The organism is Neorhizobium fuzhouense, from assembly GCF_042611105.1.
Classification (GTDB): Bacteria; Pseudomonadota; Alphaproteobacteria; order Rhizobiales; family Rhizobiaceae; genus Neorhizobium; species Neorhizobium galegae_A.
In genome coordinates this window covers 31669-56048 of record NZ_JBHFFP010000005.1, presented here as the reverse complement: position 1 = coordinate 56048, position 24380 = coordinate 31669, and the positions used below count along the sequence as shown (strand labels likewise).

At 64.4% G+C, this 24380-nt stretch carries 21 protein-coding genes; 12 read left to right on the top strand and 9 right to left on the bottom strand.

What is annotated here, in order from left to right; all coding sequences use genetic code 11:
* The first annotated feature begins 19 nt into the window (after positions 1-19).
* Positions 20-784: a precorrin-3B C(17)-methyltransferase gene (locus ACEXP3_RS10650; protein WP_377297477.1), complete on the top strand. Its 765-nt coding sequence runs from the start codon at positions 20-22 to the stop codon at positions 782-784.
* Here the strand turns inward: ACEXP3_RS10650 and ACEXP3_RS10645 are convergent.
* Positions 748-1569, bottom strand: a complete 822-nt coding sequence (locus ACEXP3_RS10645; RefSeq protein WP_377297248.1) for a cobalt-precorrin-6A reductase — start codon at positions 1567-1569, stop codon at positions 748-750. The genes ACEXP3_RS10650 and ACEXP3_RS10645 overlap by 37 nt on opposite strands.
* Between ACEXP3_RS10645 and cbiE the strand changes: the two genes are divergently transcribed.
* The 3 genes from cbiE to cobM are packed head-to-tail and all read left to right on the top strand — an operon-like array spanning position 1502 to position 3935.
* Positions 1502-2770 (top strand): precorrin-6y C5,15-methyltransferase (decarboxylating) subunit CbiE, encoded by a 1269-nt coding sequence (gene cbiE / locus ACEXP3_RS10640; protein WP_377297247.1) that lies wholly within the window; start codon positions 1502-1504, stop codon positions 2768-2770. The genes ACEXP3_RS10645 and cbiE overlap by 68 nt on opposite strands.
* The gene (locus ACEXP3_RS10635) at positions 2767-3153 is read left to right on the top strand and encodes a cobalamin biosynthesis protein (protein WP_377297246.1); all 387 of its coding nucleotides are present in this window, start codon (positions 2767-2769) and stop codon (positions 3151-3153) included. The genes cbiE and ACEXP3_RS10635 overlap by 4 nt, the downstream gene beginning before the upstream one ends.
* Positions 3150-3935 (top strand): precorrin-4 C(11)-methyltransferase, encoded by a 786-nt coding sequence (cobM, locus tag ACEXP3_RS10630; RefSeq protein WP_377297245.1) that lies wholly within the window; start codon positions 3150-3152, stop codon positions 3933-3935. Before ACEXP3_RS10635 ends, cobM begins: the two co-directional genes overlap by 4 nt.
* Here cobM and ACEXP3_RS10625 read toward each other — a convergent pair.
* Positions 3878-5020 carry a cobalt-precorrin-5B (C(1))-methyltransferase gene (locus ACEXP3_RS10625; RefSeq protein WP_377297244.1) on the bottom strand — a complete coding sequence of 381 codons (1143 nt, stop codon included), beginning with the start codon at positions 5018-5020 and terminating at the stop codon, positions 3878-3880. The two genes, cobM and ACEXP3_RS10625, sit on opposite strands and share 58 nt — an antisense overlap.
* A 53-nt stretch (positions 5021-5073) precedes the next feature.
* Here ACEXP3_RS10625 and cobA point away from each other — a divergent pair, with 53 nt between their 5' ends.
* Positions 5074-5868: a uroporphyrinogen-III C-methyltransferase gene (gene cobA / locus ACEXP3_RS10620; RefSeq protein WP_377297243.1), complete on the top strand. Its 795-nt coding sequence runs from the start codon at positions 5074-5076 to the stop codon at positions 5866-5868.
* Entirely contained in the window at positions 5865-7181 is a 1317-nt protein-coding gene (locus ACEXP3_RS10615; protein ID WP_377297242.1) for a cobyrinic acid a,c-diamide synthase CobB, read from the top strand. The genes cobA and ACEXP3_RS10615 overlap by 4 nt, the downstream gene beginning before the upstream one ends.
* Before the next feature lie 9 nt (positions 7182-7190).
* Here the strand turns inward: ACEXP3_RS10615 and pbpC are convergent, their stop codons facing one another.
* Together pbpC and ACEXP3_RS10605 are read right to left on the bottom strand one after the other, a co-directional pair.
* Entirely contained in the window at positions 7191-9278 is a 2088-nt protein-coding gene (gene pbpC / locus ACEXP3_RS10610) for a penicillin-binding protein 1C (RefSeq protein ID WP_377297241.1), read from the bottom strand.
* Positions 9279-9284: 6 nt separating this feature from the next.
* Positions 9285-14735 carry an alpha-2-macroglobulin family protein gene (locus ACEXP3_RS10605; RefSeq protein WP_377297240.1) on the bottom strand — a complete coding sequence of 1817 codons (5451 nt, stop codon included), beginning with the start codon at positions 14733-14735 and terminating at the stop codon, positions 9285-9287.
* Positions 14736-14924: 189 nt separating this feature from the next.
* Here ACEXP3_RS10605 and ACEXP3_RS10600 point away from each other — a divergent pair, with 189 nt between their 5' ends.
* Positions 14925-15320 carry a winged helix-turn-helix domain-containing protein gene (locus ACEXP3_RS10600; RefSeq protein ID WP_210105993.1) on the top strand — a complete coding sequence of 132 codons (396 nt, stop codon included), beginning with the start codon at positions 14925-14927 and terminating at the stop codon, positions 15318-15320.
* A gap of 33 nt (positions 15321-15353) precedes the next feature.
* Here the strand turns inward: ACEXP3_RS10600 and ACEXP3_RS10595 are convergent, their stop codons facing one another.
* The 4 genes from ACEXP3_RS10595 to modA form a co-directional block, all read right to left on the bottom strand.
* A complete protein-coding gene (locus ACEXP3_RS10595) occupies positions 15354-15836 on the bottom strand; it encodes a DUF1003 domain-containing protein (RefSeq protein ID WP_210105994.1) in 483 nt (160 codons plus the stop codon).
* A 255-nt stretch (positions 15837-16091) separates the two neighbouring features.
* On the bottom strand, positions 16092-17159 hold the full coding sequence (gene modC, locus ACEXP3_RS10590) for a molybdenum ABC transporter ATP-binding protein (RefSeq protein WP_377297239.1): 1068 nt from the start codon (positions 17157-17159) through the stop codon (positions 16092-16094).
* Complete coding sequence (gene modB, locus ACEXP3_RS10585; RefSeq protein ID WP_377297238.1) at positions 17156-17857, bottom strand: molybdate ABC transporter permease subunit; 702 nt, start codon at positions 17855-17857, stop codon at positions 17156-17158. Before modB ends, modC begins: the two co-directional genes overlap by 4 nt.
* A gap of 57 nt (positions 17858-17914) precedes the next feature.
* The gene (modA, locus tag ACEXP3_RS10580; protein ID WP_377297237.1) at positions 17915-18706 is read right to left on the bottom strand and encodes a molybdate ABC transporter substrate-binding protein; all 792 of its coding nucleotides are present in this window, start codon (positions 18704-18706) and stop codon (positions 17915-17917) included.
* Positions 18707-18921: 215 nt separating this feature from the next.
* Here modA and ACEXP3_RS10575 point away from each other — a divergent pair, with 215 nt between their 5' ends.
* Positions 18922-19587 carry a sulfite oxidase-like oxidoreductase gene (locus tag ACEXP3_RS10575; RefSeq protein ID WP_377297236.1) on the top strand — a complete coding sequence of 222 codons (666 nt, stop codon included), beginning with the start codon at positions 18922-18924 and terminating at the stop codon, positions 19585-19587.
* A 66-nt stretch (positions 19588-19653) separates the two neighbouring features.
* On the opposite strand, the gene ACEXP3_RS10570 is transcribed toward ACEXP3_RS10575, so the two are convergent.
* Positions 19654-20451, bottom strand: a complete 798-nt coding sequence (locus ACEXP3_RS10570) for an NAD-dependent epimerase/dehydratase family protein (protein WP_377297235.1) — start codon at positions 20449-20451, stop codon at positions 19654-19656.
* Between the two features lie 148 nt (positions 20452-20599).
* Between ACEXP3_RS10570 and ACEXP3_RS10565 the strand changes: the two genes are divergently transcribed.
* The 4 genes from ACEXP3_RS10565 (at position 20600) to ACEXP3_RS10550 (ending at position 24346) form a co-directional block, all read left to right on the top strand.
* Positions 20600-21352 carry a FadR/GntR family transcriptional regulator gene (locus tag ACEXP3_RS10565; protein ID WP_210106000.1) on the top strand — a complete coding sequence of 251 codons (753 nt, stop codon included), beginning with the start codon at positions 20600-20602 and terminating at the stop codon, positions 21350-21352.
* 69 nt (positions 21353-21421) lie between these two features.
* Positions 21422-22327 (top strand): 5-dehydro-4-deoxyglucarate dehydratase, encoded by a 906-nt coding sequence (kdgD, locus tag ACEXP3_RS10560; protein ID WP_377297234.1) that lies wholly within the window; start codon positions 21422-21424, stop codon positions 22325-22327.
* Between the two features lies 1 nt (position 22328).
* A complete protein-coding gene (locus ACEXP3_RS10555) occupies positions 22329-23465 on the top strand; it encodes a mandelate racemase/muconate lactonizing enzyme family protein (protein WP_377297233.1) in 1137 nt (378 codons plus the stop codon).
* Positions 23465-24346, top strand: coding sequence for an amidohydrolase family protein (locus tag ACEXP3_RS10550; RefSeq protein WP_377297232.1), 882 nt, complete (start codon positions 23465-23467; stop codon positions 24344-24346). Before ACEXP3_RS10555 ends, ACEXP3_RS10550 begins: the two co-directional genes overlap by 1 nt.
* Positions 24347-24380 lie beyond the last annotated feature (34 nt).

Sequence of the window (24380 nt, the reverse complement as noted above, 5' to 3'; positions counted from 1 at the left end):
CGATACGCCTGCTTTGGACATGACCGGCCGGCTCACCGTCGTCGGCCTTGGGCCGGGAAGCCCGTTGCAGGTGAGCCCGGAGGCCCTGTCTGCCGTTGAACAGGCAACCGATTTTTTCGGTTACGGCCCCTATGTCGAACGCCTTGCGCTGAAAGCCCACCAGCGCCGCCACGCCTCCGACAATCGCGAGGAGATTTCGCGCGCGGCAGCCGCGCTTCAGCTTGCCGCACGCGGCGGACAGGTTTGCGTCGTCTCCGGCGGCGATGCCGGCGTGTTTGCCATGGCAGCCGCCGTCTGCGAGGCCATGGAAACGGGGCCTGAGAGCTGGCGACAGGTGGATTTTTCCGTCGTACCCGGCATAACGGCCATGCTGGCGGTTGCGGCAAAAGCCGGCGCGCCGCTTGGCCATGATTTTTGCGCCATCTCGCTGTCCGACAACCTGAAGCCCTGGAGCATCATCGAAAAGCGGCTGGTTGCCGCTGCAGAAGCCGGCTTCGTGATGGCCTTCTACAATCCCGTCAGCAAGGCGCGGCCGCACCAGCTCGGTGACGCATTCGATATTTTGCGGGCCCATCTGCCGGGCACTGTGCCGGTCATCTTTGGCCGCGCGGCGGGAAGACCCGACGAAAGAATCCGGATCGAGACGCTGGCCGATGCGCGATCCGACATGGCAGACATGGCCACCTGCATCATTGTCGGATCGGTGGAAACCCGTCTGATTGCTCGCGAAGGCAAGGCGCCGCTTGTCTATTCGCCGCGCAGCTGGTCGGCGGGAAAGGCCTGAGCGACATGGTCGACAAGCGTCTCCACCGTCTGGAAGGAACAGCTATCCGGCAGAGTCGGACGGCGGATCATGATGACGTCGAGGCCAAGCGCTCGCGCTGCCGCGATCTTGCCATAGCTTGCCGACCCGCCGGAATTCTTCGACACGATCACCTCGATCCCGTTGTCGCGCAACAGGGCAACCTCCTCGTCCAGGGCAAACGGACCGCGGGCGGTGATGTAGCGCACATCGGCAAGCGCAAGTGGCGGCTCGACCGGATCGACGCTGCGCACCAGATAGTGGTGCCAAGGGGCGGCCTCGAAGGGCAAAAGCTCCTGCCGGCCGAGCGCCAGGAACACGAGACGCGGCGTATCCCCAAGGTTCGCCACCGCCTGCTCCACGCTCTCCACCTCCTGCCAGCGATCGCCGGGCACCCTGTCCCAGCCGGGCCGGCGCAGCGCCACCAGCGGAATGTCGGCCCTGCGGGCGGCCGTAGCGGCGTTGGCGGAGATCTGCGCCGCATAAGGATGCGTGGCATCGATCATCAGGTCGATCCGCTGGTGCTCAAGATAATGCGCGAGCCCGTCTGCGCCGCCAAAGCCACCGGTGCGCACTGGAACGGGCTGCTCGACCGGCGTTTTGGTGCGCCCGGCCAGCGACAGCTCCAGCCGGAAGCGGTGGAGTGCGGCAAGGCGCCCGGCAATCTGGCGCGCTTCCGTGGTGCCGCCAAGAATGAGAATGGAGTGCAAGACCTTGGCTCCTGAACAGGAAAAAGCCCTTGTAGCGCACGCACCCTGGTTGTCCATCGTCGGCATTGGCGAGGATGGTGTGCGCGGCATCGGCGAAGAGGCACGTCGTGCCATAGCAGAGGCCGAAACCGTCTTCGGCGGTCGCCGTCATCTGGACCTGGCGCGCGATGCCATCACCGGCAAAGCCCGCCCCTGGCCGCAGCCCTTCGATGCGGCCATGACGGATGTGCTTGCCCTTGCCGGGACCAGAACCTGCGTGCTGGCCTCCGGCGACCCGTTCTTCTTCGGCGTCGGTGTCACGCTCGCGCGGCATGTAGCACCGGGCGAGTTTCGCGCCTATCCCGCCTCGTCGGCCTTTTCGCTGGCGGCATCCCGGCTGGGTTGGGCGCTTCAGGATGTGGATACGGTGTCGCTCCATGGCCGCCCGCTCGACCTGATCCGCCCGCTTCTCCATCCGGGCCGACAGGTTCTTGCGCTCACCTCCGATGCCACTGGGCCGGAAGCGATTGCCCGCCTGCTGTGTGACAGCGGCTTTGGGAGAAGCCGGCTAAAGATACTGGAGGCGTTGGGCGGCCCCCAGGAGAAAATCCGCTCTGCGGAGGCCGCGGACTTTGCCCTGACCGACGTCGATCCGCTCAATCTCGTGGCAATCGAGGTCAAAGCCGAGGCGGCGGCAAGAATTCTGCCGCTCGGCTTCGGGCTTGCCGACGATCTGTTCGAGCATGACGGCCAGATCACCAAGCGCGAAATCCGCGCTGTGACGCTGTCGGCGCTGTCACCGCAACGGGGACAGTTGTTGTGGGATATCGGTGCCGGCTCCGGCTCCATCGGCATTGAGTGGATGCTGGCGCATCCCTCGCTTCATGCCATTGCCATCGAGCAGCACCGCGAGCGGGCTGCCCGCATTCGCCGCAATGCGCAGAATTTCGGTGTGCCGGGACTTCAACTGGTGGAAGGCAAGGCGCCCGATGCGCTGGCCGGCCTGCCGCAGCCGGATGCCATTTTCATCGGTGGTGGCGGCAGCGGCGATGGCGTGCTGGAAGCGGCCCTTTCTACCCTCAAGATCGGCGGGCGGCTGGTCGCCAATGCGGTGACGCTGGAAATGGAGCAGGTTCTGCTGGCAGCCCATGCGGCGCATGGCGGCACGTTGACGCGGCTCTCGATCGACCGGGCCGAGCCTGTCGGCCGCATGACCGGCTGGCGTGCGGCCATGCCGGTAACCCAATGGATTTTCATCAAGAAGGAGCTTAGCACATGATCACTGCTGGTATCGGATGCCGCAAGGGAACGACCGCCGAAACGGTTCTGGCCGTTTTGAATGAAGCGCTTGAGGCGTGCGGCCGGGCTGGCGAACGCCCGCAGCGGCTTGCCACCGGCGCGCTGAAAGCGGACGAGGCTGGACTTCTTGAAGCCGCCGAGCGTCTGGGCGTGTCGCTCACCATCATCTCCGATCCGGAGATGGAAGACGTATCGCCACGCACGCTGACGCTCTCCACCCACAGCATGGCGCATGTCGGCATTCCGAGCTTCTGCGAGGCTGCAGCCCTTGCCGCTGCCGGAAAGAGCGGCCGCCTCGTGGGCCCGCGCCACGTTGCACAGGGGGTCACCTGCGCCATCGCGATTGCCGAGGAGGCGGCATGACGGTCCATTTCATCGGCGCCGGACCCGGTGCTGCGGACCTGATCACGGTGCGCGGGCGCGATATCATCGCCCGCTCTCCGGTCTGCCTCTATGCCGGCTCGATCGTTCCGCGTGAGCTTCTGGCCTACTGCCCGCCGAATGCCCGCATCGTCGATACGGCCTCGCTGTCGCTCGAAGACATCGAGGCAGAATATCTGCGCGCCCATGAGGCGGGCGAGGATGTCGCGCGGCTGCATTCGGGCGATCTCTCCGTCTGGAGTGCGGTGGCCGAGCAGATGCGAAGGCTCGACCGGCTGGGCATCGACTATACGCTGACCCCGGGCGTTCCCTCCTTTGCCGCCGCTGCCGCCGCGCTGAAGCGCGAACTGACCATTCCCGAAGTCGCCCAGAGCCTGATCCTCACCCGCATTTCCGGTCGCGCGTCAAAGATGCCGGAGGGCGAAACGCTGGCGAATTTTGCCGCAACGGGCGCAACGCTTGCCATTCACCTGGCAATCCACGCGCTGGAACGGGTGGTGGCGGAACTCACGCCCTTCTACGGCGCCGATTGCCCGGTGGCGATCGTGGTGAAGGCCAGCTGGCCGGACGAAAAAATCCTGCGCGGTACGCTGTCAGATATTGCGGCACAGGTGGCGAAAGATCCCATTGAGCGCACGGCGCTGATCCTTGTCGGCCCGGGTCTGAGGGCGGAAGATTTTCGCGAGAGCGCGCTTTACAGCACCGATTACGTGCGCCGGTTCCGCTCGGCCGAGACCATTGCCAGCGGCAAGGACGAGGCATGATCGGACGGCGTGAATGGCGCTTGCCCCATCAGCCTGCCATCCCGGTCGAACACCAGGATTTCAAGCGCGATGGCCGGGTTGACGAGGGCAGAGGCCGCCGTTTTCCAGGCAAGGGCAGCAATGCGGTCGCCGAGCGGCAGGTTTTCGCCTTCCGCCAGCTGAAAAGCTTCGGCCACGGTATTGGCCGCACGGATGCTGTCCGAAAGCGCTTCGCTGCCGCCAGCCTCGCGCGCAAGGCTGGCCAGCGCTTCGAGATCGGCAAGACCGCGCTTGGAATGCACGTCGAGCATGCCCTGCGCGAGCTTTGTCATCTTGGCAACGCCGCCGGCAACCGTGACCCGTTCGACCGGATGCTTCTTCAGGTATTTGAGCATGCCGCCGACGAAATCGCCCATGTCGAGAAGCGCCGTTTCCGGCAACTGGTGATGCGCCTGCACGGCGTTTTCAGACGTCATGCCGGTGGCGCCGGCCACATGGGTCAGGCCCGCTGCGCGCGCCACATCGATGCCGCGCCAGATGGAATGGATCCAGGCCGAGCAGGAAAAGGGAATGACGATGCCGGTGGTGCCGAGAATGGAGAGCCCGCCGACAATGCCGAGCCGCCCGTTCAACGTCTTTTCCGCCAGAACGTCCCCGCCCGGCACGGAAATCTCCACGTCGAAATCGCAGGCTTCGCCGGCCACTTCAGCAAGGGCCGCCGCAATCATCTGGCGCGGCACGGGGTTGATCGCGGGTTCGCCGGGCGGAATGGCAAGGCCCGCACGGGTGACCATGCCGACACCTTCCCCGGCAAAGAACCGCAGTCCCCCGCCCTTTTCGCCATGGCGCAGCGTGCAGACGATGAGGGCGCCATGGGTGACATCCGGATCGTCGCCGGCATCCTTGATGATGCCGGCCCGGGCAAAGCCATCGCCGGCCTCCTCGAGCGCCAGCGTAAAGCCGGGCCTCTGGCCGCCGGGCAGCGTCACCTCCACCAGATCCGGAAATCCCTTGCCCATCAATGCCAGACAGGCCGCCTTGGCGGCGGCTGCCGCGCAGGTTCCCGTGGTCCAGCCACGGCGCAGGTGTTTGGGATCGGCTTCCATCCTTCCGTCTATAGCGGTGACACCGCGTTCCGTCACCGCCAAAAGGTTTCCCGATGACGATTGCAAGAGCCCTGCAGCAGCTGGAAAGCCGGCTTCCGGCGTTTGAACCGGGCCATGTCTGGCTTGCCGGCGCCGGCCCCGGCGATCCGCGTTTCCTGACGCTCGAGGTGATCGACGCGCTCTCCAAGGCCGACGTGATCGTGCATGATGCCCTCGTTTCCGATGCCGTTTTATCCTTCGCGGGTGGGGCCGAGGTGATCTATGCCGGAAAGCGCGGGGGAAAACCGTCGACCGCACAGGAGGATATCACGCTCTCGCTGATCCGGCTCGCCCGCGAAGGAAAGCGGGTTCTGCGGCTGAAGGGTGGCGATCCATTCATCTTCGGGCGCGGCGGCGAAGAGGCGGAGGCGCTGGTGAAGGCCGGCATATCCTGCCGCATCCTGCCCGGCATGACGTCGGCGCTGGCAGGCCTTGCCCTTTCGCGCATTCCCGCCACCATGCGCGGCATGAGCCGGGCCATCACGCTTGTCACCGGCCATGCGGCGGGCGAGGACGGCGATCTCGACTGGGCAGCGCTTGCCCGCACCGGCGAGCCGCTCGTCATCTACATGGGCCTCAAAAATCTCGGCATCATCAGCCGCCTGCTGATCGAGGGTGGCCGGGCACCGGAAACGCCCGCCGCCGTCATCATGGCGGCAACAACCGGCGAGGAACGCCTGCTGACGGCCACGCTGTCGACGATTGCCGAAGAGGCGGCGGCTGAGGGATTTGCAGCGCCGGCATTGATCGTCGTCGGAGAGATCGTCACCATGCGCGACCTGCTGACCCTTGAAGAGAAAACACCATGACGCGCGCACTCATCATCGGCGCCCCGCGCTCCGGTTCCGGCAAGACCAGCGTCACCATCGGCCTGCTCCGGGCATTCGCGCGGCGCGGTCTTCGAGTGCGTGGCGTCAAATCCGGGCCGGATTATATCGATCCGGGCTTCCATCAGGCCGCAACCGGGCTTTCCGGTCTCAACCTCGACAGTTGGGCGATGGAACCGGATCTCGTCGCGCATCTTCTCGCAGAAGCGGGCGAGGACACCGACCTGCTGCTCATCGAAAGCGCCATGGGCCTGTTCGACGGCATTGCCGGTGGTGCGGGGCGCACCGGGTCTGCCGCCGATCTGTCGCGTCTTCTCGGCATTCCGGTGCTGCTGGTGCTCGATGTGTCCGGCCAGAGCCAGACGGCCGCCGCCGTTGCCGTCGGCTTCAAGCATTATGATCCGGCGGTGAAAATGGCAGGTGTGGTGCTGAACCGCGCCGGCAGCGAGAGGCACGTGCGGCTCTCGAAGACCGCGATCGAAGACAAGGGACTGGCCGTTGTCGGCGCGGTAATGCGGGATGGCACGCTGTCGCTGCCGGAACGGCATCTCGGACTCGTGCAGGCAAGCGAACATCCGGCCATCCAGCATCATATCGACCGGCTGGCGGATGTGATGGAGACCTCGCTCGATCTCGATGCGATCCTTGCACTGGCGGTGGAGATTGCGCCGCCGTCAGGCTCGACATCTGCCCACCTGCCGCCGCCCGGCCAGCGCATCGCGATCGCCTCCGATGCCGCCTTTACCTTTCTCTATCCGCATCTTGGCCGCCATTGGCGGGCGGCCGGGGCCGAACTTCTGCCATTCTCGCCGCTGGTAAACGAAGGTCCTTCCGCCGATGCCGATGCCTGCTGGCTGCCCGGCGGTTATCCCGAACTTCATGCAGGTATCCTCTCCAGCGCCTCCGGGTTCCGCGAAGGGCTCGCAAGGTTTGCAGAGAGCCGGCCCGTCCATGGCGAGTGCGGCGGCTACATGGTTCTCGGCGAGCGTCTGGAGGATGCCGAGGGCGCAACCCACGCGATGACCGGCCTGCTGTCGCATTCCACCAGTTTTGCCAAACGCAAGATGAACCTCGGTTACCGGCAGGCACGGCTGCTCAGCGATGGACCGCTTGGCGCGGCCGGCCAGACGATCCGCGGGCACGAGTTTCACTATGCAAGTGTCACCGATCCCGGCACGGATGAGGCGTTTGCAGAAATTGCCGATGGCACCGGCACGCCGATCGGTCTTTCCGGCGGCCGGCGCGGCTTCGTCACCGGCACATTCTTTCACGCGATTGCCCGGACGACGCTGTAGACGCCGCCCCTACTCGACAAACACCCTGACGGTCGCTGCCCGTCCCATGGCGTCGATCACCGTCAGCGTCGAATAACCGGCGCCATCCGGCAACCATTCGGAGGTGCGCTTGCGCGACAGCGCCTCCAGCGGCCGGCCATTGGCAAGCCAGCGGAACGGTGCGCGTCCCCCCTGCAGTTTCAGCACCAGTGGCGAGAGATTCTGGCCACCGCGGGCGCCGAGATCCACCCGCGCGCCCTCCGGCGGATAGACGATCTGCGGGGCCGGCTCGCGCGAACTCATGCGCATCAGCCCATTTGCCGTCGTGGAAAACCGTCGAAGGCCCGGCGGCAGGTCGCCAAGCGCCATGCGTCGGGCACCGGGCGGAGGAGACGGATGCGGCGTGATGGCAATCCCGGATTTCTCGAAGGCCTCGAAGAGGATGGGTGCGGCCGTGCCATAGCCGGTAATGCCGGGCACGGCCCCATTGTCCGGCCGCCCCACCCAGACCCCCAGCACATAGCGCCCGTCATAGCCCACCGACCAGGCATCGCGGTAACCGTAGCTGGTGCCGGTCTTGTAGGCGATCCCAAACTTCCGGCTGCCCTGTGGCGGCAGCACGCCGGAGAGGATGTCGGTGACGTTCCACACCGCGACCGGATCAAGCAGCGGCTGGGCGATATCGCGCGCCGGCTGATCATGCACGCCATCGCCCAGATGCACCGCAAATCCGTCATTGGCGAGGCCCGCATAAAGCTGCACCAGATCCTTCAGCGTCAGGCCGACGCCGCCAAGGCCGATGGCAAGGCCGGGCGCCTCACCCGCCGGCAGGATCGGGCGCACATCGGCGCGCCGAAACCGCACCATCAACCGGCTCGGCCCGACCGCCTCCAGAAGCCTGACTGCCGGCACGTTGAGCGACAGTTGCAGCGCCTGGCGAATGCTGACATCGCCCTGATAGCTCATGTCGAAATTGCGCGGACGATAGCCGGAAAAATCGGAGGGGCGATCCTCGATGATGGTTTCCTGCGCTACCACGCCCTCTTCGAAGGCAAGGCCATAGATGAAGGGTTTGAGCGTCGAACCCGGCGAACGGATCGCCCTTGTCATATCGATCCAGCCGGATCGAGCCGCATCGAAGGCACCGGCGGAACCGATCTCGGCGACGATCTCACCCGTTGTCGAATCCGCCATCAGCATGGAAAGCGAGGTTTTGGGGGGCAGATGCGCCGCAGCCGATTGGGCGACCGCTTCCAGCCCCTGCTGGATGGGAAGGCGAAGCGTGGTGGACAGCCGGACCGTCTCCGGCGCCTTGCGGCGGGCTGCCTCGGCAAGATGCGCCGCAAGGGCCGGCAAGGGGCGGCGGATGCGGGGGACGGCAGAGAGAGCGGCCCGGTCGGCCTCGCCGTCCCCCACCACCGCCGCCACGCCGTCGCGCTCCAGCACTTTTGTCCGTGCGGCTCTGGCCGCCTCGGGAAAACGGTCGGGACGGCGGGCTTCCGGCGATTGCGGAAGCGCCACCAGAAGTGCCGCCTCAGCCACCGAAAGCCGGCGCGGCTCCTTGCCGAAATAGGCAAGGCTTGCTGCCCGCACACCTTCCAGGTTGCCGCCATAGGGCGCACGGGTAAGGTAGAGATCCACAATCTGCGCCTTGGTGAGCCGCCGCTCGATCTGCACGGCCCGCGCCATCTGGCGCAGCTTTGCCGCAAGCGAGCGGCCATCGCGCGGCTCGATCAGCCGGGCAACCTGCATGGAGAGGGTGGAGGCGCCCGAGACGATGCGGCCATGGGTGACAAGCTGCAGGGCGGCGCGGGCCAGCGCATAAGGATCAATGCCGGAATGAGCGTAGAACCGCCGGTCCTCATAGGCGACCAGCATGCGCAGGAATTGCGGATCGGCATCACCGGCCGTCGTCTTTAGCCGCCAGAGCCCGTCGGCCGTCGCAAAGGCACGCAGCAACTGACCATCGGCATCGACCACTTCGGTCGAAACGAGCGCTGCCGCCTCAAGCGGTGGCGGAAATGCCCGGTCGGCGGCCACCAGCGCAAAGGCGGCGCCGGTGGCCAGAACCACCGTTGCCGTAACGCCCGCCAAAACCCAGCGCCAGCGCCGCCGCATCTGCCCTTACCGCGCCTGCTCGACCGTCATGCGCCCGGCCGCCGTGCGGGCGGAAAATTGCGGACGATACATGTCTTCCACCACGGCTGCCGGATGGTCATAGGTGCCGGGTGTGACGGCGCGCACCACATAGGCGAGCGTGATCTCGCGGGCATCGCCCTGGGCACGATCGAAGGCCGCCACAAAGCGATCGTTGCGGAATTCCGTATGAGCCGGCTGGACCTCGCCGATCCACTCGAAATTCGTCAACTGGGCGCTGTCGACAAGGCTCGGATTGTCGATCTCGAAGCCGGCCGGCAGAAGATCCTGGATGAGGATGCGCGACGGCCAGTCGTTCTCCTCGTTGACCGTCAGCACCACCACGTAACGCTGGTTCTGCTGGACGTCGCTGACGCTGACCTCTTCGCCGTCCAGTGTGTAATAGCTGCGGGCAATGGTAAAGCCCGCGCCGCCGGCGGCGGGCGGCTGGCGCGGTGAGGCAATCGTCGTCACCACGGCAGAGACAGGATCCGCAGAGCGGTTGGCGAGGACGACGGGGGCAGACAGAAGCGCCTCGCCGGTCAGGCGCGTACTGTAGCTGCCGGATTTCGCTTCTCCGTTGACTGCAAGTTTCAACCCGTCGTCGCCCTTTTGCAGGGCGCGTGCCGCAAGCAGCATCCAGGCCTGTTCCTGGGTGCTGACATATTTCTTGGTCCGCCATTCCTTGGCAACGATCTGCGACAGCTGGGGCACGATCGGCGGCACCGGCCGGCTTTCGGCGGCAAGCGCCAGCACGGCCGCCCCATCGCGCAGCTGCGATCCATAATCGGAGCGCGACAGGCTGACTTTCGTAACCGAGGCCTTCTCCGCCATCTGGAAAGCGGAGGCGAACACGGTTTTTGCCCGCTGCGCATCGCCATAGAGCGCAAGCGCGGACGCCAGATGCGCCTTCGACAAGGGTGTGGGGAAATCTCCGAGCATCGTATCGGCATAATAGCGCAGGTCGCTGATCGCCGCCTTGCGGTTGCGCGCCAACACATAGAGCACGTAAGCGATCTCGCTGCCCTGGTCGCGGATATTGACGTCATAGGCGAGCGCGTTCTGCAGGTTATCCAGCGCCTGCACGAGCGCCTTTTCCGGCACGTCAAAACCCTGTTCGCGCGCGCGGGTAAGGAAATCGCTGACATAGGCATCCAGCCAGCGATCACCGCCACCGGGACCCCAGAGACCAAAGCTTCCCGAGGAAGACTGGTAGGACAGCACGCGGTAGATGGCGTCCTGCACCCGCTTCTTCACCGCCGCATCGTCATCGATGCCGTTCTGGCGGTTGAGTTCCGACAGGTAAAGCAACGGGATGGCCCGGCTCGTCGTCTGTTCCGCACAACCATAGGGATAGCGGTCGAGCGCCATCAACAGGGCCGGCACATCGAATTCTGCCGAGCGCGTGACATTGAGTGCGACTGACGCGCCGGCAAGTTCGGCATCGGCCAGAAGATTGCCGTCGACCGTCAGGCTTTGACCGGGCGCCAGCGCCAGAACCCGTCGCTCCGTCACCGGCAGAACGCCCGGGCGCACCGGAAGATCGAGCCCCTGCGTCAGCTTCGGCAATCCCTCCCCGTCGAGCGTCAGCGTCACCTTGCCGTCGCCCGGCTTTTCGCCCTTCACCTGCAACGTCACGGTCTGCTTGGCGCCGGCGTCCAGCCGCACCGCAGTTGCTGGCGTATCGATGCTGACCGCCTCATTGGACGTCACGGACAGGCGATATTTGCCTGCCGGCGCATCGGTATTGGCAATGTCGAGCCTGAGGTTTGCCGTGTCCCCCGGCGCCAGGAAGCGCGGCAGGCTCGCCGTCACCACCAGCGGATCACGGATCACCACGTCCTTCGTCCCGTGGCCGATGCCGGATTTCGTCCAGGCAACCGCCATGACACGCGCCGTGCCGTTGAACTGGGGAATGTCGAAGCTGACCTTCGCCTTGCCTTCCGCATCCAGCTTCACCGGGCCCGAGAAGAAGGCGACAAGCTTTTCCTTCGGCGGACTGCCCTGCAGCGCAACGCTTCCACCATCGCCACCGGTTCTGAGACGCCCGGTGGCGCCCAGGGATCCATCGATCAGGCGACCATAGAGATCGCGGATTTCCAACCCCAGCTGCCGCTGGCCAAAATACCAGATATCCGGCGCCGGCGGCTCATAGCGGGTGAGATTGAGAATACCGACATCGACGGCGGCCACCGTCACATAGGCCTCTTCGGAGGCGCCCGCACCGGCAACCGCGATGTCGATATCGAGCGGCTGGCGTGGCAGGGTCTTGTCCGGGCCTGCGAGCGTCACGGTCAGATCGCGATCCTCCGGATCGACCGTCAGCCAGGTAATGCCGATGGCGCGCATCGGCATACGGCTTTCCTGCGCATCGCCGGGCCGGTAAAGCGTTGCCGTCACATAAGCGCCCGCCCCCCAGGCGGCCGTGACCGGAATATCCACCTCGCCACCGGTGTCGCCGATTTCGACATTCTGAACAGAAACGAGATTTTCCGCGCCGCTGGTGATCATCAGCTGGCCGGCATAGCGGCTGGAGACTTTCAGCTTCGCCGTCTCGCCCACCTTGTAGGACGCCTTGTCGAGAGCGATTTCCAGCGCATCCGGCGTCTCGCTGGAGCTTGCCGTCACGAACCAGCCGGCATTGAATTCGACGCTGCTGGCCGGTCCATCCGCCTCGGTGCTCTGGATTTCGAGGCGATAGCGCCCCCATTCCACCGGCACCGCGACCTTGCCGCCATCGGCTGCGGCCACGTTTACCGTGCCGTTTGCGACGAGCTTGGTGCGGTTGACCGGCTCGTAACGCCAGGAGCTTCCCTCGCGATACCACTGATAATCCCGCTCGATGCGCACAAGCTTCCAGGCAAGGCCGCTGGCGGCCTTTTTCTGCCCGTCCTCACCGACCATGATGACATTGAAATTGCCGACGGAATTTTCCGTGAGATCGCCCGAAAATTCCGGCTTGATGCCGATGCGTGGACCATCGGGGCGCACCGGAAGCGTCAGACGGCGCTCCACCGCCCGTCCGCCGCCTTCCTTGAGGCGCACGACGATCTCGGCGTCGGTGAGCTGCGTCGTATAGGCAAGCTCGGTGAGGCCGGCATCAAAGCTCGCCTTCCCCTCGTCATCGAGAACATCAAGACCGTCCAGCGGCAGACGTTCGGCTTCGCTTGCCTCTTCATCTGCAAGACCGAAGAGATAGCCCTTGTAGGCTTCGCGCGCGCGTGTTTGCTTCAGAACGATCTCGCCTTCCAGCGACAGGCCGGCGGCCGGCGCACCGTAGAGGTAGCGGCCATCGACATCGACGGGCACTTCGCTGCCCAGCGTGATGTCCTTGGCCGTGCTCGTGAGGTCGAATTCGATGCGATCGGGCACGAAATCATCGACCAGGAAGCGTTTTTCCGAAATCGGCGATCCCTTGGGATCGGTAAACACCTGCATGGTCCAGGTGCCGCGCATGGCGGTTTCCCCAACCGGCAGATCCAGCGCATAGCCGCCAAGCTTGCCGGTGTCGGTCATCCGCCGGTCTTCCACGCCATCCGGGCGCAGGAAGACGAAGGTGAGCGGCAGGTTGTCGATCGATCGTGCCTCGACATCGCGCGCCAGGACAGCGGCATGCACGGTTTCACCGGGGCGGTAGATGCCGCGCTCCGTATAGGCATAGAGATCGATGGCGCCGGGTGCCGGACGACCCGTCACGCCACGGTCGGAGAGATCGAAGCCGGCACGGGTCATGTCGAGAAAGACGTAATCCCCGCCCGCTTTCATGGCGGTCAGCACGGCCGGCACCATGGCGGATGTGCCGCGGATGAGGCCGGCGCTGAAGGTAGCGCGGCCGTTGTCATCCGTCTTCGCCGTGCCCAGAACCTCGTTGTTCTTCGCAAGCAGCTGCAGATCCACGCCGGCGACCGGCTTGGCGCTGGCAAGCGACCGCACGAACACGTTGAGCCCGTCGGTGCCGGCATAGGTGGACAGGCCAAGATCAGAGACGACGAACCACTGGGTTGCCCGGTTGTCCCATTCACTGCTGGTCCCGGTGCCGGCAGTGGCTGTCAGCACATAGACGCCCGGCTTGCGCTCAGGTAGCGCCTCGTCCACCGGAAAGCTCGTCACGACATCCTTGTTGATATCCTGGGCGATCTCAATGCTGCCCTGCCAGACGAGCTGGCCGCTGCTCGCCTCGATCTGCTCGGTCGAATAGCCGTCCATCTGAGTAAGGAACTGCGAATTGGCCAGAAGCGGCGCGATGTTGCGGTCGCCGATGCGGTAAAGCTTCAGATTGGCGCTCGGCGTGTTGACCGACACCAGCGGAATGCCGCGCCGGGCCGTTGATGGCAGAACAAAACTGTCGCCGGTAAAGCGCACCGAGGGTGAGCGATCCTTGACGTAGAGATCGAGATCCACCGCCGCCTCGAGATTTTCGCCGACGGACGAGGGAAGACCGCGCCGCAGCACCAGCTTGTAGCGCTCACCATGCGCAAGTCCCTCGACGCAGATCTGGCTGTCCTTGGCCTCCAGCGCCTTGGGCGCAGCGCCATTCAGGGTCACGAAGGGCGCATAGTCAGTGCCAGCCTTTACCAGCGGCTCGGAAAAGGTGACGCAGGCGCGCGGACTTGCGCTATCGGCATCGATCGTATGCTCGGTCACGCGGAAGCCGAAGCGAGTGCGCAGATCAGTGAGCCGCGCCTGGACAGTGCGCGCCGGCACGAGCGCCACGCTTTCTTTCAGCGCCGTGATGGCGGCACGGTGGTTTTCCTGCCGCTCCAGCGCCTCGGCGAGAAGCGCCAGCGCCTGCGCACGCGTCTGGGCCGTGCTCGACACGGAATAGGCGTTGACGGCGGCAAGCACCGCCTTGGCCGTCATGTCGGACTTGTCCTTGACTGAAATGGCCGCCCGCGCCGCCTCGCTCCATAGGGATGAATCGTCCGGCTCGATGGCAAGGGCTGCAAGATAGGCCGACACCGCAGCCTGCGCATCGCCGCCGACAAACTCCACCTGGGCGAGCGCCTTCAGGCTTTCGAGCCCCTGGCCCTCAAGCTCGGAGGGGACTTCAAGCTGATCGCGAAGGGCTGCCGCCTCCTGAAGGGTCTCCGGTGTCAGGAAGGAGAGTTTTGCGGCAGCGCCGATATCTGGATCTGTGGCATCCGTCACGACCTTGCCCGCCACGGCACCGGCAAAATCGTTGCGCTGGCTGTAATCGGATTTGAGGAAACACCATTTGGCTTTCACGTTGTAGGTGAAGGCACGGCAGGATTTGTCGGCGAGACAGGCGGTCTCACACTGGTCAAGCGGCACGTTCTTGACGGTGCGCAGGTCGAAACCGACATAATCGGCATCCTCCACCGTCTCGATCCGGCGTTCGCTTTGCTGGGAAAAGACCGGCACTGCCAGCAAGAGGCCTGCGACAAGAGCGGATAGGCCCAGTGAAACGCGCTTAGACATGAAGGTCCTCCCCGGCACGTGGCGTTCGACGGGCTGAAGTCTTCTTTCGTCAGAAGATGCTTGTCAATGCGATACTTACTTTCATTCCACATGCGCGCGGGCATTTCAGACAAGCGCGCTGGTCTGGCGCCGGCAGGCTTGATAAACCATTGTCGGCTCCGCAGGAGAGAGCGCAAGGACCGCCGGATCATGCAGCACGACGTCAGCAATGCCCCGAAGATCATCCTGCGGCTGGATTTTCCGCCGGCAGACCGGCTGGGGCGCGGCAAGATCGAGCTTCTGGAGCATATCCGCGAGACCGGCTCGATTTCCGCCGCGGGGCGGGCAATGGACATGTCCTATCGCCGCGCCTGGCTTCTGGTCGACGCGCTGAACCACATGTTCGATCAGCCCGCCGTGGAACCGCAGCGGGGTGGCAAACAGGGCGGTGGAGCCCAATTGACGGCCTTCGGCGAGGAGCTGATCATCCGCTTCCGCACCATGCAGCAAAAAGCCGAGGCCGCCATGGCAGACGACCTCGACTGGTTCATGAGCCGGACAATCGCTCCGGCGGGCGGGGCGCCTGCGCAAACATCCTCACGCTGAGACTGTTTGCGCAGATGTCCAGGCGAGGACACTTCAGTTGACGGCTGCCTGCTCGTCATTTGCCGATGCTGCAGTGCCCAGCTGCAGGCGGATCAGCATGGCAAGATCGCCCGAGAGCGCATCCACCTTGGCATGCAGATTGGCGATCTCGGCTTCCGAGCGCAGGTTGGTTTCATAATCCAGCCGTGCAGCCAGCCGATCCTTGGCGGCCTGGCGGTTCTGGCTCATCATGATGACCGGGGCCTGCAAAGCGGCCACCATGGACAGCATCAGGTTGAGGAAGATGTAGGGGAACGGGTCGAAGGCATTGGCGGCCAGAACCACCGAATTCAGAATTGCCCAGGCAATCAGGAAAATGCTGAAGCCGATGATGAAGCTCCACGAACCGCCGATGGCGGCGACGCGGTCAGCCAGACGGTCGCCGAAGGTCGAGCGTTCGGCAAAGATTTCGTTCGGGTCCTTGCTGACGCCCGGACGACGCAGATGGGCTGCGAAAAAACGGATGGTTGCGTTCATGCTCACCTCCTTGGACGACCGGCCGTTTGCGGCGGTCGCAGGAGGCTGACACCAATCAGCTCAATGCGGCAGCCACAAACGGCGCGGTCAATCGACTATGATCGTTGCTAGGCATGATCCCCTCGGGGGTCGGTTCTAAAGGAAAGACGCACGAAGCGTGCGCCAGATCGAGGTAGTCCTGCCGGCGACATTCGTCAAATGGAAAATCACGAGCCTTGTGCACTGCGGCAGAGCCTCAAATTCACATTTTCGAGATCAATGCGGATCAAGGGCTACGGTCTTGATGATGGCATGCACGCTGCGTCCGGGCATCAGGTTGAGCCGGGCGACGGACTGCGTCGTAATGCGCGACTGGATGCGTTCCTCGCCACAGGCAAGCTCGATATCGGCAGCCCCCTCGCCAGCCGGCACGATGGACAGGATCCGCCCCTCCAGCACGTTGAGCGCACTGATGCCCTCCGGCCGCTGCGTTGCCAGCAGCACTTCCCGCGCCGGAATATGGACGCGCAGCGGACGCCCCGTTTCGAGCCCGCCGCGCGGCACCACCAGCTCGACACCGGCAAAGCCGATGACCGCAAGGCCCGATACGGCATCAATGGAGAGGACCCGGCCCGACAGCACGCTGCCCGCCTCGCGCCCGGTCGCCTCGAAGGCACCCTTCAGCATCTCGGACGCGCTGCCGCTTGCCGCCACACGACCCTCGGCCAGCACCACCACGCGGTCCGCCAGGCGCGCCACTTCAGACACCGAGTGGCTGACATAGAGAATGGGAAGGTCGAGTTCGTCGCGCAGGCGCTCGAGATAGGGCAGGATTTCGGCCTTGCGCGCCTCATCGAGTGCCGACAGAGGCTCATCCATCAGCAGCATGCGCGGGGCAGACAACAGCGCGCGGCCAATCGCCACCCGCTGCTTTTCGCCGCCGGAAAGATTGCCCGGCCAGCGATCGAGAAGAGCGCCGATGCCCAGCATGTCGAGCACCCGGTCCATGCCGTCACGCCTTGCACCCGCGCCTGCAAACCAGCGGCCATAGGCGAGGTTCTGGCGCACGCTCAAATGCGGAAAGAGGCGCGGCTCCTGAAACACATAACCGAAGCGACGCCGATGCGCCGGCACCGCCACGCGGGCATCCGTATCGACCAGCACCTCGCCATCGAGCACCACGCGCCCGCTGTCAGGCGCGACCAGCCCGCCCACGATGCGCAGCACCGACGTCTTGCCCGAGCCGGACCGGCCGAACAGGGCCGTCACGCCCCGCGCGGAGGAAAACGACACATCGAGTGAAAACGTCCCTTGCCGATGGCGAATGTCGACGGACAGCGTCATTGCGCATGGATCCTTTTGCCGATCACCCGCGAGAGCGCCTCCGATGCCAGAAGGGCGGCCATGGAAAGCACGATGGCAACCAGCGTCAGCCTCAGGGCGCCCGCATCGCCGCCCGGCACCTGGGTAAAGGTATAGATGGCGGCAGACAGCGTCTGCGTCTCCCCGGGAATGTTGGAGACAAAGGTGATCGTCGCACCGAACTCACCCATGGCCTTGGCAAAGGCGAGGATCATGCCGGCCACGACGCCCGGCAGCATCAGCGGCAGCGTGACGGTTAAGAACACGAAGAGCGGCGAGGCGCCAAGCGTGCCGGCGGCTTCCTCCAGCTTGCCATCGACTGCCTCGATCGACAGGCGGATGGAGCGTACCATCAGCGGAAAGCCCATGACGGCGCAGGCCAGGGCCGCCCCTGTCCAACGGAAGGAGAGCACGATACCGAAGTGGTCTGCGAGAAAGGCGCCGATCGGTCCGCGCCGGCCAAACAGGATGAGCAGGATATAACCGGTCACCACCGGCGGCAGGATGAGCGGAAGGTGGACCAGCCCGTTCAGCAGCGACTTTCCCCAGAAACGGCCGCGCGCCAGCACATAGGCTGTGAGAACGCCGAACGGCAGGCTGGCGACCATGGCGACAACCGACACCTGAAGACTGAGGCGAATGGCCGCCCATTCCTCGGCGCTTAATGAAAATGCGTCCAAATCCGGCACCTGCAACACATCAGGCAATGACAATGGCACGTCGCCTGCAGCTTCACCCTACTTCAGAAGGGCAAAGCCCTGCGACTGGAAAAATGGCGCAGCCTTTGGTGATTTGAGGAAATCGAGATAGGCGGCGACGGAGGGGTTATTCGACTCGCTGAGTGCTGCGACCGGATAGATGATCGGCGGATGCGTATCCTGCGGAAAAGTGCCGACGATTGAAACGCCCGGATCGGCCGCCGCATCCGTCTGGTAGACGATGCCATAGGCCGCTTCCCCGCGCGACACCAGCGCCAGCGCGCCGCGGACATTTTCAGCGCCCGCAACCTTTGACGCGACGGTGCTCCAGACGCCAAGCCTTTCCAGCGCCGCCTTGCCATATTTGCCGGCCGGCACGCTTTCGACAGACCCCATGGCCAGGCGACTGTTGCCCAGCAGTCCGGCAAGATCGAAGCCGGGCCCGATAGCGACCGGCTTTGCCTTGTCGTTCGGCGCCACGAGAACGATGCGGTTGCCGACAAGGTTGCTGCGTGTGTCGGGTGCGATCAATTGCTTGCCGGCGAGATAGTCCATCCAGTCGAGATCGGCTGAAATGAACACATCGGCCGGCGCACCCGCTTCGATCTGTTTGGCAAGCGCCGAACTTGCCGCATAGGAAGTGGTCACCTCGACGCCCTTGTCCGCGCGGTAAGCGGCATTGGCCGCATCCAGCGCGTTCTTCATGCTGGCGGCGGCAAAGACGGTGATCTTTTCCGCGGCCAAAGCCGGAGCGGTCGCCGAAAGGCAGGTGAAGCCGAGAGCGGCAAAGGCTGAAAGGAGGCTGGCAAGGCACTGGCGGCGGGTCGGCATGGCGTCTCCTCTGGATATATTTGTCAAAACATATCGCATTCGCCGCAAATCGCCAGCGTTATATTTCTGGAAATATAGCCATTCGCGTTGCTCTCTCTTCGACTGGACAGCCGTTCCGGGAGCGGGCACATTCACGCCGCGTGTCCGAAGGTCAACCCGGAACGATCGGCAAAGGCCACCGTTTTCTGGACACAACAGAGACAAGGATCACCCCCATGGCGGACGAGACGTCAGACCCGCAAGCCACGAAGCTGACGAATACCAAGCGCAAATGGGCCGCAGAAGGGCGGTTTCTGACTGGGCGCATCAGCCGGCCGGAGACCGACCGCCTGCCGCCCGGCCAGCATCTCGTCAAAAACTGGCCCGTGCTGGATCTTGGCCAGCAACCGCAGATTTCCGAACTGCAATGGCGGCTGGATGTGCGCGGCGCGGTGGAAAACACCCTGACGCTGGACTGGGCAGGCTTTCTGTCTTTGCCGCAGAGCCAGTCGCTCTCCGACATTCACTGCGTCACCACCTGGTCTCGCTACGACAACCGCTGGCAGGGCGTGATGGTGCGCGACCTGCTCGATCTCGTCCACCCGACGCCGGAGGCAAATGCGGTGATGCTGACGAGTTTCGACGGCTATACGACGAACCTTCTTCTCTCCGATTTCGCCGCCGCCGACGCGCTTCTGGCAACGCACTGGGAGGGAGAGCCGATCAGCCGCGAGCATGGCGGCCCGATGCGGCTTGTGGTGCCGCATCTCTACTTCTGGAAAAGCGCCAAGTGGCTGACACGGATCGAGTTCATCCGCGAGGACAGGCCCGGCTTCTGGGAAAAGAACGGCTATCACCTGCGCGGCGACCCCTGGGCCGAGCAGCGCTACTCCGACGATTGATCGCCGGCATTCCGGCGCGAGCAGAAGCGCCGGAATGGACCTGTCGGCTGACATGCGCTGAAGGCGTCAGGTTTCCGGGAAGATAGGGTCCTTCACGAAATTGCCGCCCTGATAGACATTGAGCGGGGCCGTCGGGTCCTGCTTGCCAAGCTTCGCATCCAGTTCGGCGCGGAAATGCTCGGCATTGTCCTTCGGCTTCCAGCCGAGATAGGCCGCACGGGAATTGTCCCACCAGCGGCTGTCATTGTTGGACACACCCCAGATGATCGGGCAGCCCAGCATGGGCGCGCGGAAGATGCATTCGATCATCGAGCGGAAATCGTCATAGGACATCCAGGTCGCCAGCATGCGGTGGTTGCTGGGTTTTTCCATGCAGCTGCCGATGCGCACCAGCGCGGTTTCCTGGCCGAATTTTTCGAAATACATGCGGGCGAGCGCCTCGCCAAAACATTTCGACACGCCATAAAGCCCGTCAGGCCGCATCGGTGCCGTCGTATCGATATGCTGGTCCTGCCGGTAAAAGCCGACCGTGTGGTTGGAGCTGGCAAACAGAATGCGCGGATGGCCGTTGGCGCGGGCGGCTTCATAGAGGTTGAAGAGCCCGAGCAGATTGGCATTGAGGATCTTGGAAAACTTGTCCTCGACCGAAATGCCACCGAGATGCACGATGCCATCGCAGCCTTCGACCAGCCGGTGGACCGCATCGGCATCGCCCAGATCACACTGCACAAGCTCTTCGTTTTCGCCGGCTGTGCCCAGATCGCTGATGTCGGACAGACGCAGCGTTTCGGCAAGCGGTGCGAGCCGCGTGCGCATGGCCCGGCCAAGCGCCCCGGCCGCGCCGGTGATCAACAGTCGTTTCAATAAAACCTCCCTGGATGGCGCTCGGGACGGACTTGTAACCCTGCCACGAAATTTATCATACATGTTGGCAGCCGGTCGTCAACACGGTACAGATATCTCAGACAGGCAGCACTGCGGGATCACCGGCAATCTCACGAAAGGGGCACGGATGAGCACGACCACCAAGGAAAGAGCCGGCGGCGGCTCCGTCACGCTTGCGGCAAAGCTTGGCGATACGTTGCGCCAGGCCATTCTCGCGGGCCAGTTTGCGCCGGGCAGCAAGCTGCCAAGCGAAGCGCAACTCGGCGAAACGCATGGGGTGAGCCGCACCGTCGTGCGCGAGGCCATCGCGGCCCTTCGCGCCGACAAGCTTGTCGAAGCCCGCCAGGGCGCGGGCGTCTTCGTGCTCGACCCGCCAGGCCCCCTGACGCCAAGCCCGATGTCGATCGAAAACATCGACCATGCCCGGGTTTCCTCGGTTATCGAGTTCCTTGAGCTGCGCACCGCCGTGGAGGTGGAGGCGGCGGGCCTTGCCGCCGTGCGCCGCTCACCGGCACAGGAAGAGATCATCCTCGACTGTCATTACGCAGTACAGGCGGGCCTTGAAGCCGGAAAGCCGACCAGCGACGCGGATTTCGCCCTGCATCTGGCCATTGCCGAGGCCACCAACAATGCCCGCTTCCGGGATTTCCTGTCGATGATCGGCAAGAGCGTCATTCCACGCGCCGCCTTGCGCAACGAGGAGAGCGAGGCGGACCAGGCAGCCTATATCAAGCTTATCACGGATGAGCACAGCGCGATCGTCATTGCGATCTCGGCAGGCGATGAAGAAGCCGCCCGCGAGGCGATGCGCCGCCATTTGCGCGGCAGCCAGGCCCGCTATCGGGCGCTTCTGCGCGAACAAAGGCAATTCGTCAGATAAATTATTGACACATGTATACCCAACATGTACGACAAATAACGGAGGAACGTCCACAGAGGAAATACCATCATGACGCCACAAGAGATCAAGGCGGCGCTCGGCGCTGGCCTTCTGTCCTTCCCCGTGACCCATTTTGATGCGGAAGGCCAGTTCCAGCCGGAAAGCTATCGCCGCCATGTCGAGTGGCTGTCGGGGTATGATGCCCCCGTTCTGTTTGCCGCAGGCGGCACCGGCGAGTTCTTCTCGCTGTCTCCCGATGAAATTCCCGGCATCGTCGCCGCCGCCAAGGAAGCCGCCGGCGATACCGCGATCGTATCCGGCTGCGGCTTCGGCAGCCATGTCGGTGTGGAGCTGGCAAAGTCCGTCGAAAAGGCAGGCGCCGATGGCATCCTGCTTCTGCCGCATTATCTCATCGATGCGCCGCAGGAAGGCCTTTACCAGCACGTCAAAAAGATCTGCCAGTCCGTCGGCATCGGCGTCATGGTCTATAACCGCGACAATTCCGTTCTCTCCGTCGACACCCTGAAGCGCCTGTGTGACGAATGCCCGAACCTTGTCGGCTTCAAGGACGGCACCGGCGATATCGGCCTCGTGCGCCAGGTCACCGCCACCATGGGCGATCGACTGACCTATCTCGGCGGCATGCCGACGGCCGAACTCTTTGCCGAAGCCTATCTCGGCGCCGGCTTCACCACCTATTCGTCTGCCGTGTTCAACTTCGTGCCCGGTCTTGCGGTGGAATTCTACAAGGCACTGCGCGCCGGCAACCGCGAGCGGTGCGAAGAGATCCTGCGCGATTTCTTCTATCCCTTCATGGCCATTCGCAATCGCCGCAAGGGCTATGCGGTGGCCGCCATCAAGGCCGGCGTGCGTCTGCAGGGCTTTGATGCAGGTAAAGTTCGCCCGCCGCTCGATGACCTGACCCGCGAGGAAGAAGACATGCTGCTCGACCTCATCGGCCCCTGGAAGCGCTAGGATGAAAATCGTCGCGGTTCGCACACATCTTCTAGAACACAGGCTCGATGTCGCCTTTGAAAGCGCCTCCATGCGCTTTGACCGGCGTGCGCATGTTCTGGTGGAAATCGAATGCGCCGACGGAACGACCGGCTGGGGCGAATGCCTCGGGCCGGCGCGTCCGAACGCTGCCGTTGTGGCGGCCTATGCCAACTGGCTGATCGGCGAAAACCCGCTCGAAACCGAAAAGATCTGGGCACGGCTTTACAATGCCCTGCGCGACCAGGGCCAGCGCGGCCTCACAGTGACCGCCCTTTCCGGCATCGACATGGCGCTGTGGGATATCAAGGGCAAGCATTTTGGCGCGCCGATTTCCATCCTGCTTGGCGGTCGCGTTCGCGAAAGCGTCAAGGCCTATGCCACAGGCAGCTTCAAGCGGGATGGCGTCGACCGCGTCGAGGACAATGCGCGCGATGTGGCGCGCTACTGGTCGGAAGGCTTTCACGCCACCAAGATCAAGATCGGCTTTGGCGTCGAAGAGGATCTGCGCGTGGTGCGCGCCGCCCGCGAAGCGGTGGGTTCCGACATGCGCATCATGGTCGATGCCAATCACGGCTATGATGCGGTGGAGGCCATTCGCTTCGGCCAGGCAGCTGCCGAACTCAACCTCGACTGGTTCGAGGAACCGGTGGTGCCGGAACAGCTGGCCGCCTATCGCGAAGTGCGCGCCCGCCAGCCGATCCCGGTTGCCGGCGGCGAAACCTGGCACACGCGCTGGGGCATGCGGGAGCCGATCGAGAGCCGCTGCGTCGATATTCTGCAGCCGGATCTGGCCGGCGTCGGAGGCTTTACCGAAGCCAAGCGCGTGGCGGATCTGGCGGCACTTCACGGCGTGCGCGTCGTACCGCACGTCTGGGGAACGGCGGTACACATTGCCGCTGCCCTGCAGTTCATGGCGGCAATGGTGCCAAGCCCGGTACGCGTCAATCCGATCGAGCCCATCCTGGAATTCGACCGCACCGACAACCCGTTCCGGCAGGCGATCGTGAAGACGCCGATCGAGCATGTGAACGGCGTGGTGACCATTCCGGATGGCCCCGGCCTCGGCATCGAGATCAACCGCGCGGCGCTCGCCGAGTTCAAGATGGGAGACGCCTGATGCTGGTGCGCCCGCTGTCTGGACGAGAACCGGCCATCTCCCTGCCGCGGGGCAGCGTCGACGCGCAAATGCATATGTATCTGCCTGGCTATCCGGCGCTGCCGGGCGGCCCGGGGCTTCCCGCCGGCGATCTGCCGACGCCTGCGCAGTATCGCCAGCTGATGGCCTGGCTCGGCATCGACCGCGTCATCATCACGCAAGGCAATGCCCAGCAGCGCGACAATTCCAACATCGTCGCCTGCCTTGCCGAGATGGGGGATGTGGCCAGCGGCGTGGCAGCCGTGGGCGCCGATGTTTCCGATGCGGAGCTGGACCAGTTGCAACAGGCTGGCGTCGTCGGCCTTCGCATCATGGACCTGCCGGGTGGCGCAACCGATCTTTCCGCCCTCGAAACGCTGGATGCGAAGGCATATGCCCGCGGCCTGATGCTCGCCATCCAGTTCGACGGCAGCAAAATCCTGGAGCACGAAACGCGCCTGGCGGCGCTCAAATCCCGCTGGGTCTTCGACCATCACGGCAAGTTCTTCGCCGGCGTGACGCCCGACAGCCCGCAGGTGGCCGCCACGCGCCGGCTGATCGATGCCGGAAATTGCTGGTTCAAGTTTGCCGGCGTCTATGAAAGTTCAAAGAGCGGCGGCCCTGCCTATGAAGACGTGGCAGCCATTGCCCGGCTGCTTGCCGCCCATGCGCCGGAGCGCATCGTCTGGGGCACCAACTGGCCGCACAACCTGGCGCGCGAGCAGAAGGATTATCCCGACGACGCCGCGCTGCTGGAGACCGTTCTGAGCTGGCTTCCCGACGAGGCGGCGCTTCAGCGCGCCCTTGTCGACAACCCGGAGGAGTTGTTCGCCCTGCCCGCATTCCGGGAGGCGACTGCATAAAGACTGCCGCCGGAGCAGGAGGCTCGGGCGTTTC